This window comes from Cellvibrio sp. GW822-FHT04B05 (assembly GCF_058800985.1).
In genome coordinates, this window is sequence record NZ_JBXAMU010000003.1 from 646,050 (window position 1) to 659,885 (window position 13,836).

Annotated in this window: 10 protein-coding genes; 6 read left to right on the plus strand and 4 right to left on the minus strand. The window is 46.6% G+C overall.

Going from position 1 to position 13,836, the window contains the following annotated elements:
* Window positions 1-155: 155 nt before the first annotated feature.
* From AC1RJL_RS12675 to AC1RJL_RS12700, 6 genes are all read left to right on the plus strand, one after another.
* On the plus strand, window positions 156-2,999 hold the full coding sequence (locus AC1RJL_RS12675) for an insulinase family protein (protein WP_492914514.1): 2,844 nt from the start codon (window positions 156-158) through the stop codon (window positions 2,997-2,999).
* Between the two features lie 79 nt (window positions 3,000-3,078).
* Window positions 3,079-3,384 carry a DUF3144 domain-containing protein gene (locus tag AC1RJL_RS12680; RefSeq protein WP_492914517.1) on the plus strand — a complete coding sequence of 102 codons (306 nt, stop codon included), beginning with the start codon at window positions 3,079-3,081 and terminating at the stop codon, window positions 3,382-3,384.
* 206 nt (window positions 3,385-3,590) lie between these two features.
* Window positions 3,591-5,627, plus strand: a complete 2,037-nt coding sequence (locus AC1RJL_RS12685) for a sialate O-acetylesterase (protein ID WP_492914519.1) — start codon at window positions 3,591-3,593, stop codon at window positions 5,625-5,627.
* Between the two features lie 193 nt (window positions 5,628-5,820).
* Entirely contained in the window at window positions 5,821-7,107 is a 1,287-nt protein-coding gene (locus tag AC1RJL_RS12690; RefSeq protein ID WP_492914521.1) for a TIGR03862 family flavoprotein, read from the plus strand.
* Window positions 7,107-8,387 (plus strand): glycosyltransferase, encoded by a 1,281-nt coding sequence (locus AC1RJL_RS12695; protein WP_492914524.1) that lies wholly within the window; start codon window positions 7,107-7,109, stop codon window positions 8,385-8,387. The genes AC1RJL_RS12690 and AC1RJL_RS12695 overlap by 1 nt, the downstream gene beginning before the upstream one ends.
* 427 nt (window positions 8,388-8,814) lie before the next feature.
* Complete coding sequence (locus AC1RJL_RS12700) at window positions 8,815-10,128, plus strand: glycoside hydrolase family 19 protein (protein WP_492914525.1); 1,314 nt, start codon at window positions 8,815-8,817, stop codon at window positions 10,126-10,128.
* 124 nt (window positions 10,129-10,252) lie between these two features.
* Here AC1RJL_RS12700 and AC1RJL_RS12705 read toward each other — a convergent pair whose 3' ends face one another.
* The 4 genes from AC1RJL_RS12705 to AC1RJL_RS12720 all read right to left on the minus strand — a co-directional run bounded on the left by AC1RJL_RS12705 (window position 10,253) and on the right by AC1RJL_RS12720 (window position 13,816).
* Entirely contained in the window at window positions 10,253-10,720 is a 468-nt protein-coding gene (locus AC1RJL_RS12705) for a hypothetical protein (protein WP_492914527.1), read from the minus strand.
* A gap of 218 nt (window positions 10,721-10,938) precedes the next feature.
* Window positions 10,939-11,502 (minus strand): PA14 domain-containing protein, encoded by a 564-nt coding sequence (locus AC1RJL_RS12710; protein ID WP_492914529.1) that lies wholly within the window; start codon window positions 11,500-11,502, stop codon window positions 10,939-10,941.
* A gap of 1 nt (window position 11,503) precedes the next feature.
* Window positions 11,504-13,006: a phospholipid carrier-dependent glycosyltransferase gene (locus tag AC1RJL_RS12715; protein ID WP_492914531.1), complete on the minus strand. Its 1,503-nt coding sequence runs from the start codon at window positions 13,004-13,006 to the stop codon at window positions 11,504-11,506.
* A gap of 36 nt (window positions 13,007-13,042) precedes the next feature.
* The gene (locus AC1RJL_RS12720; RefSeq protein ID WP_492914533.1) at window positions 13,043-13,816 is read right to left on the minus strand and encodes a ThuA domain-containing protein; all 774 of its coding nucleotides are present in this window, start codon (window positions 13,814-13,816) and stop codon (window positions 13,043-13,045) included.
* Window positions 13,817-13,836: the final 20 nt, after the last annotated feature.

Genomic DNA, 13,836 nt, shown 5'->3' on the forward strand with positions numbered 1-13,836 from the left:
GCGGAATCTTCCCTGCTAATTGGGTCATCATCGCCAGATATGGCTTCTCGCTCTAATCCCGCTCATAACATACGGCAGCTTGTGCGGATAGCGCCGAATTCTGCTAGGCTTTGCCCCACATCAGACTAACTCCAACTCTTCAAGGGAACTACGCTATGTTAAAGCGCTACTCGTCCTATGCTTTCAGTTTACTGTTGCTGGGCGGAATCAGTTTGGTGGGCTGCGAGTCCACCACCGGCCCCAAACCAGTGGCACAAAATCCTGAACAAGTAACCATCATCAAAAGCCCGAATGATGATCGCCAATATGCGGCGCTGTTATTACCCAATGGTTTGCAGGTCGTGCTGGTTTCCGATCCGACGTTGGAAAATTCTGCAGCATCAATTGCTGTCGGTGTTGGCAGTGCACACAATCCCAAAGAACAATTGGGTTTGGCGCATTACCTTGAACACATGTTGTTTTTAGGCACCGAAAAATTCCCCGAGCCAGATGGCTTTATGAAATACACCCAGGCCAATGGCGGTATGACCAACGCTTTTACGGCCTACGACAAAACCAATTATCTGTTCCAGATTAACGCTGGAAAATTTGATGAAGCACTGGATCGCTTTAGTGATTATTTTAAAAAACCAACATTCGATCCGCACTTCAGCGATAAAGAACGCAATGCAGTCAATAACGAGTGGTCGCTGCAAAAAGCACAAGACGGTTGGAACTTATATGCGCTGCAAGGTTTCACTGCAAATCCGGAAAGCCCCAGTGCAAAATTTAATATCGGTAATCTGGATACGCTACAGGATAAGCCAGGTTCAGTATTACAGGATGAGTTGAAAACGTTTTATGATCGTTATTATTCAGCCAATATCATGAAGCTGACGCTGGTAGGAAAACAAACCCTGCCGGAATTAAAAGTGCTGGCCGAAAAACACTTTTCTTCTATTCCCAATAAAAATGTCACCTTGCCTGAAGTGACTGTGCCGGGTTTAACCAAAGCCCAAATGGGTAAGAGCATTCACTATAAACCCATTAAAGATTTAAAAATGCTTTATGTGGATTTTCCGGTGAAATCCAATAAGCAGCAATGGCGTTTGAAGCCTAATGAATATGTGCGCAATTTAATTACGTCAGAAGAAAAAGGTACGCTGGGTGAGCAGTTGCGCAGTAAAGGTTTGGTGAAAATGGTCACCGCCTATATTAATGCAGAAGGTTACGGCCCCGATGGTTTCCTGCGCGTACAGGCTGAATTAACCGATGCCGGTTTGAAGCAGCAAGATGAAATCCTGGCGGCTATTTTCTCCTACATTGACCTGATCAAGCGCGATGGCTTGAATCCTAATTATTATCGTGAATTGCAGGCCATGCGTACTAAAGATTTTGCTAACGCATCAAAGGCAGAGCCACTCGATCAGGCAGTAGAACTGACCACATTGCAATTCGATTTGCCGGTAGAAAATTTATTGAATGCTGATTATGTATATGAGCGTTACGATGCGAAAGCGATCAGGGATCTGCTGGCACAGTTGGATGAGCGCAATGCGCGCGTCTGGTATATCAACCCTGGTGAGAAAGCGGAAATTCCGGTGCCGTTCTTTGATGGCAAATATTCTATCCGCGATATTACTGCCGAAGAATTCGCCCGTTGGGATTCGCTGGCAAGCAAGTATCAATTTAATTTGCCCCCATTGAATGATTTATTTACCGACAAACCAGCCCCTATTGTCGACAACCTTTATTTAAAACCGCATCAGGTTGTGAGCCAGCCCGGCGTTGAGGCTTATTTGACGCATCCGGAATTTTATCGTGAAGATAAAGGCCAGCTTGCGGTACAGATCAATGTGGATTTCGCCGAAAAATCGCCTAACGAAATTGTGTTGTCACAATTAGTGAATGACATCTACAACAAGCAGACCATGACGTTATCGGATCGCGCCGGGCGCGCTTCACTGGGTATTTCTGCCACAGTGATGGACACTCATTCCCAAGGGATACTTATTTCCGGTTATACCACCAAACACCCACAGCTGTTGCAAAAAATGTTGGAAGAATTTGTGGCCCTGGATATCAGCGATAAAGCGTTTCATGAGGCGTTGGACAGTTATCAGGAAGCCTTGGCTAACAGCAAGAAGAACCATGTATACCGCCAGTTGTTTGGTCATGCCAAACGGTTGACCGGTAATGTGCAGTGGCTGGAAAAAGACCTGGCGGCGGCGGCACAAAAAATTACCAAAGCCGATGTGGTTGCCTATCATGCAGCGATCAAGCGTGATCCATTGCTGCGTATTTTTGCCGTGGGTAATTACACCGAAGCGCAGGTAAAGGAAATGGCTCTGGCTGCTGCAAAAATATTGCCGGGTACTCGCGCTGCGGACAAACGTAAAGTCAATACCTATGTAACTCCGGCACCGGGTAAAGCAATTAATTTCAGTGATGATGTTGAGTTGGCAGACAGTGCAGTGTTGCAGGCCTGGTTCGGCAGCAAAAAATCGGATGATGAACAAGCGCAGCTCGCTGTGTTAAACGCGCTGTTCGGCAATGCCTTCTTCATGCAATTGCGTACCCATGAGCAATTGGGTTATGTGGTGACCAGTTTTAATTATCCGGTCGATGATATTCCCGGTTTTGTGATGCTGGTACAAAGCTCAAACACCGATTTGCCGGGAGTCAAAACGCGAATGGATAAGTTCCGTCTGGATTATCTCGCTACCTTGAAAGCAACTGATGCGGCAGAAGTTGAACAGGCAAAACAGGCGATGATTGCCAATGTATTGCAAAAGCCAACCGATTTTTATGCGGAGGCAGGTTTGTATACAAACGAATTCTGGAATGCAAAATACCAGTTTGATGCCCGTGACCGCTATTTGGCTGCATTGCAAAAGGTCACTAAAGAAGATCTCATCAAGATCTATCAGCAGTTATTGCTGAATGACAAAACCGGCAAAGCGCTACTGCAATTGCGCGGAACCAATTTTAAAGCCAAGCCGTTTGCACAAGTAAAATAAATCAGTATTGCCTCTGCTGTGTATTTACAGGGGCATACCGGTTTAAAATGTGCACCTTATTTATTTTAGTGAGTGAACCATGAGCGAAAAAAGTGATGATGACCTGTTCTGGGCGTTGGTGGAGAAATTTATCGAGCAAGCCAACGACGCTTGTGAGGATGCTGATCCGGGTATTGTCAGTGCAGCATTAATGAATGCGGCAGCGCGTTTCAATGCTTTTGTGGTTGCCCAAAGCTCGCTCGATAAAAATGAATTTGCGGAGGATGTTGAAGGCACTACCAATTATCTGTCTGGCCGTTATCGCGACTTTCTAAAAGAACACATGGACGATTATCGTGAAAACTATACCACCTTGATTGGTGTACGCGAGTTACCGGAGGAATAGACAATCCACTCACGTCATTCAACTGGATTGGATCAAGTGTTATAAAAAGCAGCTACAGCTGCTTTTTTTATTTATTAAACTCTGTGCCGTTAATAAATAACTGTAAAGCGCATAGGTATTCCTGGGAAATAGGTTTATTTTTTATCTGGTATACAAGTATATTGATGTATTCATATCTCCACAAATAACGATAAAAGCCAATACTTATGAAAAACACCAGACGATTAAATCAACCATTACTGCTGCTCATCTGCCTGCCCTTCATTGCCCTTTCAGCCTTCGCTGATGTGACCTTGCCCCGCCTATTAAGTGACGGCGCAATTTTGCAGCGGGATAAACCCCTGACTATTTGGGGATGGGCGGATAATGGAGAAAAAGTTACGGTCAATTTTGCAGGCAAGGAACAGTCAACTGCTGCGGTTGATGGCAAGTGGAAGGTGACCTTTCCTGCGCAAAAAGCGGGTGGGCCTTACGACTTGAAGGTGAGCGGAAAAAACCAGGTTATCCGCAGTAATATCCTGCTGGGCGATTTATGGATTGCTGCAGGTCAATCCAATATTGAATTGCCAATCAAACGGGTGAAATATCAGTATCCAGGCTTAATCGAATCTACCCAACTGCCGAATATTCGCGAATTTAATGTGCCGGTTGCTTACGCGTTTAAAGGGCCGCTCAGCGATTACACCCAGGGCCAATGGAAAACTGCTACTCAGGACAATATCGAAAATTTTTCTGCAGTAGGTTTTTTCTTCGCACAAAAAATCTATGCGCAAACCAATATACCTGTTGGGCTGGTAACTATTCCTGTGGGTGGCTCACCCATTGAAGCGTGGATGAGTGAAGCTGCGTTGCAAAAGTATCCGCATTATTTGGCGCAACTTAAACCGTTTCAGGATGATGCATATGTGCAGGCAACTATTGCCAAAGATAAAGCGAATAGCGATAAATGGTACGGCGATTTAAATGCAGCAGATGCCGGTATAAAAAATAATTGGTCGCAAGCTGCATTTGATACTACGCAGTGGAAAACGTTGCAGGTTCCGGGTTACCTGAAAGAGCAGGGCAGTGATTTTACTAACGGCGCGGTGTGGGTACGCACAACAATTGAATTGACCCGGGCGCAGGTTGCAAAAAAAGCTGTGTTGTGGCTGGGCGCTATTGTTGATGGCGATCAGGTTTTTGTGAACGGGCAAGCTGTCGGACAAACGGGTTATCAATATCCGCCGCGTATTTATTCTGTACCTGCGGGTGTTTTAAAAGCTGGCAACAACACTATCGCGATTCGTATTACCAGTTATTCCAGTAATGCCGGTTTTGTAAAAGATAAGCGTTACGCGTTGATGTTGGGCGATAGCGCATTTGGTGCAGGTTATTCCGGTGATGAAGAAGTTTCGTTGCGTGGTGAATGGCATTATCAAATCGCTGCGCGTATGGACAATATGCAGCCATCGACAACGTTGCATTACATTCCTGCATCGTTATTTAACGCGAAATTGGCTCCCGCGTTACCGCTACAGGTTAAAGGTGTGTTGTGGTATCAGGGTGAGTCCAATGTGGATCGTGCTGATGCGCAGGGGGTGCATCGCGAATCCGGTGGACAATGTGCAGATGAGACCTGCGCGGCGGTGACATCGGAATATCGTTATCTGTTAGCGGATTTAATCCGCGATTGGCGTGGGCAATTCAGGCAGGCAGATCTTCCGTTCCTCTATGTGCAATTAGCGAATTTTCTACCTGCCAACTCCCAGCCTGTTGAAAGTAAGTGGGCGCAAGTGCGTGAGGCGCAACGTCAAACACTTGCAGTAAAAAATACCGCTATGGCAGTGGCGATTGATGTGGGTGAATGGAATGATATTCATCCACTCAACAAGCAGGCGGTTGGTGAGCGGTTAGCGTTAGGTGCTATGAAAGTGGCCTACGGTAAAAAATCGCTGCTGGCATCGGGACCTTCATTGCAGAAAGTGACGGCCAGAAATGGAGCGTTGGAGTTGGTGTTTACCGATGTAGGCAAAGGGTTGGATGTTCGCGGTGGCGAGCTTAAGCATATGGCGGTTGCGGGCACTGATAAAAAGTTTGTGTGGGCCAAGGCAGAGGTAAAGAAAAACAAGTTGGTGGTGAGGGCTGATTCGGTCGCCAAGCCTAAATGGGTGCGTTATGCATGGGCGGATAACCCTGAGGGGGCAAATCTGTATAATAGCGCCGGTCTGCCTGCATCGCCGTTTGAGGCTAGCGTTAGCGAATGATTCGGTTTACTTTTCCCGCATGATGGGTTCCGCCACTCTCTTTGAGACGCACCGTGAACCTATCCATGGGGGCTCGATGCCTGCATCCCTGCGGGCAACGGTCGCAAAGAGAGTGGCGGAACCCATTATGCTTTCCCTGCGCTAATTTTTTAAAACGCCGATGCAGAATCAATTTCTCAGCGGCGTTTTTATTTTGAAACAATTCGATATTTTTGATACTTCTCCAACAAAAACCGTAGCAATTATCGGCGGCGGTCCCGCGGGTTTAATGGCGGCAGAAATCATCGCTGCTGAAGGGCATACTGTGTCGGTATACGATGCAATGCCATCAGTGGGGCGAAAGTTTCTATTGGCCGGTGTAGGGGGGATGAATATCACTCACGCGGAACCTGCTGAGGATTTTCGCGCGCGCTATTCGGCGAATGCGCAATTCATCAATACACTCAAGCAATTCGATGCAACCGCGCTGCGTAATTGGGTGCACGGTTTAGGCATTGAAACCTTTGTGGGTACCTCCGGGCGTGTATTTCCCAAAGAAATGAAAGCTGCACCGCTGTTGCGGGCCTGGTTGCATCGTTTGCGCGAGTTGGGAGTAAAAGTCTATCCGCGTCATCGCTGGTTGGGCTGGGCCGAAAAATCAAAGATAGATAATGGAAAGGAATTAATTTTTTCTGCCCCGGACAACGAAAGGATAATTACCAAAACTGTTTCTGCTGATGCCGTGCTCCTGGCGTTGGGTGGCGCCAGCTGGCAGCGTTTGGGTTCCGATGGTACCTGGGTACCCTTGTTGCGCGAGCGCAATGTGCAAGTGAATGAGTTGGTACCAAGCAATTGCGGATTCGATGCGGTATGGAGTGAAGTATTGCGCAGTCAGCATGCAGGTGCGCCTTTGCATGGTGTTGGTTTAAGCTGCATTGATGTGCAGGGAATGTCGCGCAGCGTTTTATCTGAAGCCATTATTAGTGATTATGGTATTGAGGGAACGGGCATTTATGCTTTGTCAAAGTATCTGCGTGAAAGTCTGGTGCAAAATGGTTCGGCGCTGCTGAATATTGATCTGTTACCGGATGTGTCCGCAGATAAGATTGTGCAGCGGTTGAATAAACCGCGCGAGAAAAACTCACTTAGTAATTTTCTGCGTAAGCAATTAAATCTGTCCCCTGTCAAGTTGGCCTTGCTGCGTGAACTCACTACTAAAAATACATTTGAAAATCCTGCGCTACTGTCGCTGGCAATTAAAAAACTTTCATTAACGTTGACGGCAGCTCGCCCAATCGACGAAGCGATTAGCAGCGCTGGCGGTGTTGCTAGCAAAGAATTAAATTCAGAATTTATGCTCAAAAAAATCCCCGGTATTTTTTGTGCAGGTGAAATGCTTGATTGGGATGCTCCTACCGGCGGATATCTGTTGACCGGTTGTTTTGCCAGTGGGCGCGCCGCAGGATTCGGTGTTGTGCGCTATTTGCGGGATGTCACCTGATGCATGCGCTGGTAATAGGTTATGTCTGGCCGGAACCGGCATCATCAGCAGCAGGCACACGCATGCTGGAACTGGTGCAGTTGTTGGTACAAATGGATTACCAGGTCACTTTTGCGTCAGCAGCTGCGTTATCAGGGCATCGCTTTGATTTAAATAGTATTGGTGTGGCAGAGAAAACAATTGCACTTAATTGCAGTAGCTTTGATGAGTTTGTGCGTGAGTTACAACCTGCACTGGTGTTGTTTGACCGCTTTTTTACCGAAGAGCAATTTGGCTGGCGTGTCGAACAAGCTTGTCCTGATGCATTGCGAGTTCTCGATACCGAAGATCTGCACAGCCTCCGCTGCGCGCGCCAGCAACTATTAAAATCTGCACAAAAATCGTGTGCGAATGAAAAAGAAAAACAATCCGTTGCTCCTGTTACTGCTGATAGCGACACTCTCTATCAACAGATGTGTACTGGTGATATAGCCGTACGCGAAGTGGCTGCTATTTTTCGCTGTGATCTGTCACTGATGATTTCAGAATTTGAAATGGAATTATTGCAGCGTTATTTTTCTGTCCCTCCGCAATTGCTTTTTTATTGTCCATTTCTTTCACAACCTGCAATTGAATCTGCATCAGCTCACAATTTTTCAGGTCGCCAGCATTTTATTGCGATAGGCAATTTTCGCCATGAACCCAATTGGGATTCAGTGCTTTGGCTTAAGCACCAGCTATGGCCCATGATTCGCGCGCAATTACCCCACGCCGAGTTACATATCTATGGGGCATACCCGCCGCCAAAAGCTGTGCAATTACACAATGCAAAAGAAGGATTTCATATCAAAGGTTGGGCTGCCAATGCGCACGCAGTAATGCAAAACGCAAAAGTCTGCCTTGCCCCTTTGCGCTTTGGTGCAGGAATCAAAGGCAAGCTAATGGATGCCATGCGCTGTGGTACTCCGTCGATCACGACCGGTATTGGTGTTGAATCCATGCGTGGCGGATTGCCTTGGGGCGGTGCCATTGCGGATAGCGCAGAGGAGTTTGTGGCTGAGGCAGTTATGCATTATCAACAAGCGGATATCTGGCAGCAAAAACAACAACACGGCTTCACTATTTTGCGCGATTACTTTTATCGCGAAAATTATAGTCTTACGCTACAACGGCGCTTGGCGGAACTAGTCGACAATATCCAGCGCGAACGCGGTGATAATTTTATCGGACAAATGCTTCGCCACCATCATCATAAAAGTACCCAGTATATGGGGCAGTGGATTGAGGCGAAAAATAAGTAATTCTTTTTTCCTTCCCGGCGAATAAATTCGTACTTTCTCCTCCCACTTTGACGCAATAAAAGTGCTACTCGACAAACAGTGACAATTGTTTGACAACGTTGTCTGATGAGAATAGCCTGCTTTTCGGCACGTGATATCTGCCTGAATTAAGTGAATAACGCTGAGTGTTATCTCGGCCTCTCTATTCACAGCAACAAATACGATAAATGAAAAGCGAATTCAGCAGCATACGTCTTTATAGGCTTTTTGGTTATTGCCTGGCGTATTGATTAGTTAGCCCGCGCTCCTGCGGTATTGTTTATGGCTGTTATTCCCCCGGAATTCTCCGTAGACATCATTCATCGTATCGCTCTACCTGACGCGAATCCTTGTTAATAAATCAACCATTCTCCTTTGGGAAAATAAAAATCGGACAGGTGACTACAAAATGAACCTTAAAAAAATCCTCGGAATTGCTTCCGTACTTCTATTATCGACACAGGCCTACGCCTACAACTGTAACGGTGTAGCCCAATATGTGGATGGCCGCTCCTACAATAACAACGCGATCGTGCAAAACGTGGGCAGTGCCTTTAGTTGTAAAGTGGCTGGCTGGTGTACGATCGGTGGGCCATACGCGCCCGGCACCGGTTGGGCTGCGGGCGATGCCTGGACCAATCTTGGTTCTTGCGGCACTACAACGACTAGCTCAACACCTCGCTCAAGCTCGCCTTCCAATACAGCGTCCAGCACTCCGAGTACCGGCGGTAACTGCCCTAATTGGGCTGCGGGTACTAATTACACTGTCGGTGTTGTAGTGAGATATAACAACGCCTTCTATCGCGCTAAAAACGAGAACCCTGGTTATGATCCGGTAATCAGCACTTGGTTCTGGGAGCCGGTCGCCTCTTGCCCTGGCGGTACCAATACATCGAGCAGCTCAGGTAATAATGGTACTTGTGCTGCATGGGTTGCCGGAAGAATGTATTACGCAGGCAATACCGTTAGTTACAACGGTGGCACCTTCCGCGCCAAATATGACAACCCAGGCTATGATCCGCTGATCAGTACCTGGTTCTGGGAACCAACCAGCGGTTGTAATGGCTCTGGCTCAAGTTCAAGCGTATCGAATCCTGGCACTGGTTTTGGGGCAGTGGTGAGCGAAGCGCAATTTAATCAAATGTTCCCGGGCCGTAATCCTTTCTACACGTATGCTGGTTTAGTGGCTGCAACCCGCACCTACCCAACCTTCGCAGGTACTGGTGATCTCCAACTGAAAAAACGTGAAGCAGCAGCGGCACTTGCCAACTTCTCGCATGAGACTGGCAGTTTTGTGCATGTCACTGAAATTGCGCGCGGTTTGTACTGCAGTGATTGGGGGAATTTGGCAACCTGCCCCTGTGAGCCTGGCAAACAATATTATGGTCGTGGTCCTATCCAATTGAGCCACAATGGTAACTACTGTGCTGCTGGGGCTGCTTTGGGGCTGGATCTGCGTCGCAATCCTGAGATTGTTGAGCAGAACGCGACAGTAGCTTGGCAGACGGCGCTCTGGTTCTGGATGACCCAAAGCGGTTCAGGTTATCGCCCGGCGCACGACAATATTGTTAACAATTATGGCTTCGGTGAAACCATCCGTACTATCAACGGTGCAATCGAGTGTAATGGTGGAAACCCTGCACAAGTGCAAAGTCGTATCAATGAGTTCAACCGTATCCTCCAGATTATTGGTGGAACTGCGGGTAATAACTTGGGTTGTTAACGAACGGTTCTTAAAGGATGTAGATTGTTAATCGTTTGTAGTTTGATAAAAAACACCGCGCTTTTGCGCGGTGTTTTTTTGATACGAATAAAATGTTTCGTCGTGTTAACGACACTGAAGAAAGTTATTCAGCAGCAGCTTCTACGATAGCAATATTGCTAACGTTGTCGCCGGCAAAATAAACGGCAACTTGTTTGCTTGTTGCAGCAGTGTTCACATTAAATGCGGCTGCGATTTCTGCTGCTTGGGCTGCAGTGGCGTTGATAGCGCTGGCGTCGTAAAGCCAAATTTCAGTACCTTTTTCGCCGCTGGTCGCAACTGGAGCGCCCAATTTGGTTTTTACTTGCGCTTGGGTTGCTTGTTTATCGCCCAGCCTGGATTTCACCAGCGCCAATGCAGAATCTTCAGGGGAAAGAGTTACGCTGCTTGCTGCAGCCGTAGTATTTTCAACTTTTGCTTGAGTCTCGGTGACTTTCGCTTGTGCCGCGTCAACACTTTCTGATGCTTTTTTGAGTGAACCGAATAAATCGGCAGCACTGGCATTAAATGCAAATACGCTAACCAAACCCATAACAAATAATGATTTTTTCACGGTAAAACTCCCTACTTTAGCTAATGGTGTGATAACCATTTGTGAAGATTGATTTGCCAAATGGCGGGGCACCCTAAACAAGTTGGGATAGAAGGTCAAATGAAACCTTATTTTCTTGTTGGGGGGATACAAGATAACTTAACGTGAAATGGCGGATCTCCCATAAAAAAAGCGCCTGCAATTGCAGGCGCTTTTTTATCTTACAAGAACTGAAAAAATTAGAATTTGACGCTGTCAGAATCTTCACCGAACCAGCGTTGTTTTTCATCGCCGCGAGCATACTCCACTGTAAAGCCTGAGTTCCCAAAGCCCTGGAAGTAGGAGATGTGTACCTGATGCTCGCCCTCATTTAAAAATATCATACAAGGCTGAACACTGTAGGGGCGATCGCCCAGATGCTCACAAATCATTTTGCCATCAATGCTTAATGAGAAACCATCATCACTACCAACTAAAAAGCGATAATTATCGGATTTTTTGATAGTGATTTTGTGATCCACATCGACAAAAAAATCATCGCTATAAGTCGCAATATTGCCGAGCTTGGGGTGACTGAAACGGCTTTTATCTAACAGATTTAACCGGTCAATCATTACCTCCCGGGTGAATTCGATATCACGCTGCTGATAAATATTGCTAATACTTACACGGTTTTTGCTGATAACCAATTTCACTACCGGGTCGACCGTTACAGGAGTGATGCGCACCAGAATAATGATGACTATCAGTGCAATGAGTGCGGTGAACACACTATTTTTATTGAGAAAGTTCTGAATGTTCATCTTATCTCACCACCTGCAATTTCCAGAAACTGAACCAGTTGCGCAATTCAAATTGGTCTTCGGTCAAACCAAAGCCGTAAGTGAAAGGCGAGAAGAACGCGAACACAGCAATGACTAACAGCGCAAACAAGCTGGCATTGATAATGGTGTGTTTGTTGTTGGCGAGTACTTCGTCGCGATAGATATAGTTAAATACCAGCGCGAGATTAACCGCACCGAACATAAGCGCAATCAAGTAATGATAGAGATACATCACCCGCTCGATTTGCAAGACGGCGATCATATAGCAGACATACAGTCCGGTGAATGCGCAAATCCAATAGAAAAGTCTTTCGTCTTTGATTGGGTTGTTATAAATGAACCGTCCGATGATTAACCCCGACGACAAAACAATCCCTGCGATAACCGAGAACCATACAATCGGGTTGCCGATCAGGTATTTATATTGGGTGACGGTTTTGCCATCGACGGTATTTTTATCCCAGCGATAGCTGATTGTTTTGCTACTGAGCGGCCAGTTCATAACATAGCTGCCGTTCTCATCAGGTTTGCATTCATCCAGACGCGGTACTCCGTCGGCATATTCAGACATGAATTTCCAGTTGTCGCGCATCCCCACGGAAAACGTTTTGAATGACCAGGTTTCGCCCATCCGGATTTGGTTGAGATATTCCGGTGACGCTTTGTAAGTGCGGTCCTGATGCACATGGCTGCCCAAACCTATGTGGATATAAAACACGCCGAAAAATGCGATGGCAACGGGAATGACACCTGAAGGTACTGTGGTTGCGAGGCGTTTCAGCAATGCATTCCAATTCCAGGTTTTGATGTTGTGCCATTGATCTACCAGATACAGCATTGCAAGTAGCAATACCAGAATGGCTGCAGTGACTTTTACGGTAATGCCCAGTCCAACTATTAACCCGATGATGGCGTAGTCTTTCAGTTGGATTGGTTTTTTCTGATGAATAAATGCGGTGACCGTGCGGGCAAAATAATAAAGCGCGCCCAGAATAAAAAAGAGTTGTATGCCGTCGAGGTGCGCTGCACGGGAATGGATTACCAGGGCGTTGTCGAAAATCACCAGGCTGGTGAATGTTGCGGCGAGCCAGGCCCTCTGGGTAATGCAATTAATAATGCCGTAAAAAAACAAAACCGATAGTGCCATCATTACTGTTGATGGCCAACGAAAACCTTTGTAGGTCATTTCAGGCGGTGCGTTGTCACCCGTCAGATAATCGGTTTCGAGCAATTTGGTTTTGTTTACATTTTCATTGCCGCCAAACAACACTTCACCCACTGCCATAAGCAATTTGCCCAACGGTGGATGAGGTTCCATGTACATCACGCCATCAATATATTTTTGCGCATTGGGAACGTGATAGTTTTCATCCCAGAACATCGCTTGCGGTGTGCCGTAATACGGAAAATAAATGCTGAGCGATATTGCCAAAATAACGGCGGGATAAATAAATCGTGCATAGGTCTTAAAGAAATTTTTCATGATGTCTTTTGTTATGTATAGGATGAAAGTCAGGAATTATTTTTTGCGCAAACCCTTGCCGGTTGCGGCCCAATAAAGTCCACCATAAATATGTTCAAGAAAAAGTTTGTCACTATAGGTGGCGGGCATATGGCCCAGCGCAGTGTAAAACGCGCGGCCGCCATCGTAATCGTGGTACCAGGCAATGGGGTGGAATTTACCCATGCCAACACCTTTTTTAGTGCCCCAGTCAGTTACCGGATTAAACGTCTCCTCATCAACCGCCAAAATATAATTCAGGCCTTTAGTGCGCTCTGCACCAAATTCATACCACTCATCGGTCCACAAAAAACGATCCGGCATGCGCTCAATACCGGGAAATTTGCGATTGGTAACAGTCAGCTCGGCAGTCTGGATGTCGGGATGGATATGGAAGGTGCGGCCAACCATTTTGGTGTACCAATCCCAGTCATATTCAGTATCGGATGCGCTGTGGATGCCAATATAACCTTTGCCAGAGCGGATAAAGCGCTCCATTGCCGCTTGCTGCTCATCATCAAGAATATCGCCGGTGGTCAGCAGGAAAACAACGACCTGATATTTTTTCAGCTTTTCATCATTGAAAATGCTCGCGTCTTCATGCCAGTCAACGCTGAAATGATGGCGTACTGCCAATTCGCGCATGGCAGTAACACCTTCGTTGACTGATTCGTGATGCCAGCCATTGGTTTTGGTGAAGAGCAATACATTGAATTGTTGTGCTTGCGCGCTAAGGGCTGTACAGAAAAATGCGCAGGTCAGTACAAGGGCTAAAGCGATTCGTTTCGACATACATTTACCTCGCTGATGGA

Coding starts and splice junctions, on each gene's coding strand:
- AC1RJL_RS12675 (WP_492914514.1), top strand. CDS start 156: ATGTTAAAGCGCTACTCGTCCTATGCTTTCAGTTTACTGTTGCTGGGC.
- AC1RJL_RS12680 (WP_492914517.1), top strand. CDS start 3,079: ATGAGCGAAAAAAGTGATGATGACCTGTTCTGGGCGTTGGTGGAGAAA.
- AC1RJL_RS12685 (WP_492914519.1), top strand. CDS start 3,591: ATGAAAAACACCAGACGATTAAATCAACCATTACTGCTGCTCATCTGC.
- AC1RJL_RS12695 (WP_492914524.1), top strand. CDS start 7,107: ATGCATGCGCTGGTAATAGGTTATGTCTGGCCGGAACCGGCATCATCA.
- AC1RJL_RS12700 (WP_492914525.1), top strand. CDS start 8,815: ATGAACCTTAAAAAAATCCTCGGAATTGCTTCCGTACTTCTATTATCG.
- AC1RJL_RS12710 (WP_492914529.1), bottom strand. CDS start 11,502: ATGAACATTCAGAACTTTCTCAATAAAAATAGTGTGTTCACCGCACTC.
- AC1RJL_RS12715 (WP_492914531.1), bottom strand. CDS start 13,006: ATGAAAAATTTCTTTAAGACCTATGCACGATTTATTTATCCCGCCGTT.
- AC1RJL_RS12720 (WP_492914533.1), bottom strand. CDS start 13,816: ATGTCGAAACGAATCGCTTTAGCCCTTGTACTGACCTGCGCATTTTTC.